The sequence below is a fragment of the Brevibacterium sp. HMSC063G07 genome (assembly GCF_001810665.1).
Classification (GTDB): domain Bacteria; phylum Actinomycetota; class Actinomycetes; order Actinomycetales; family Brevibacteriaceae; genus Brevibacterium.
Map to the genome: position 1 here is coordinate 1 of NZ_KV802336.1, position 973 is coordinate 973.

A 973-nucleotide genomic window follows, 5' to 3' on the forward strand; every position below is an offset into this window, starting at 1 on the left:
CTAGGGCGTGTCTCTTATATGCGTAACCAGACCAGAATCGCCGCAAGCACCACTCCCGCGCGATACGTGACCGCGAGCTTGTCATAACGCGTCGCAAGCCCGCGCCACTGCTTCATCAACCCAAAGGCCCGCTCGACCACGTTGCGGTCTTTGTACAGCTCCGCATCAAACCCGGGCGGTCGCCCGCCAGCACGACCCTTACGCTTCCTGGCAGCGATCTCATTAGACTTCTCCGGAATCACCGCGGCGATGCCGCGCTCACGCAGATACGCGCGGTTCACCCGTGACGTGTACCCGCGATCAGCAAGCAACGCATCAGGGCGCGTCCGCGCCTGCCCGCACCCAATTCTCGGGACCCGAATATCGCCGAGGACTTCCTGCAACATCGCGCCATCATGGCGTTGCCCGCCCGTCACCACAATCGACAGCGGCCGGCCATGCCCCTCGACAGCAAAATGTACCTTCGTGCTCAACCCTCCGCGTGATCTCCCGATCCCGTGACCTGCCGGTTCAATCTCGCATAACGGCAGATTCTTGTAATTCGATAGAGCCCCCTGTGTCCTGATCAGGGCGCGGCAGGTTCGTACCGTGCTGATGAGCACGGTTGATCGTCGCGTCGATTGACACGTTCCAGTCAATGTCGCCCACTGCATCGGCCTCGGCGAGGATGTGCGCGAATACGCGGTCCCAGGTGCCGTCGGTTGCGTAGCGGCGATGCCGCTTCCACACCGTCTGCCAGGGACCATACCGGTCGGGGAGATCTCGCCACGGGATTCCGGTGCGGTACCGGTAGATGATGCCCTCTACAACGCGGCGGCTATCACCAAACGGGCGGCCTTTACGGCCCTCATTCGTTGGCAGAAGTGGTTCAACTCGCTCCCACTGTGCATTCGTGAACTGCGTAAATCTAGACCGTTGTGACACACCTCAATCATGCTCGAGCACAGGCCCACAATTAGGAGACACGCCCTAG

1 protein-coding gene is annotated in these 973 nt (G+C 61.2%); it reads right to left on the reverse strand.

Annotation, left to right across the window (positions count from 1 at the left end):
- Positions 1-14 precede the first annotated feature (14 nt).
- A protein-coding gene (locus tag HMPREF2757_RS11645; protein ID WP_218079067.1) for an IS5 family transposase occupies positions 15-924 on the reverse strand; the annotation gives its coding sequence in 2 pieces (ribosomal slippage) (positions 15-554 and positions 556-924; 909 coding nt in all).
- Between the last annotated feature and the right edge of the window lie 49 nt (positions 925-973).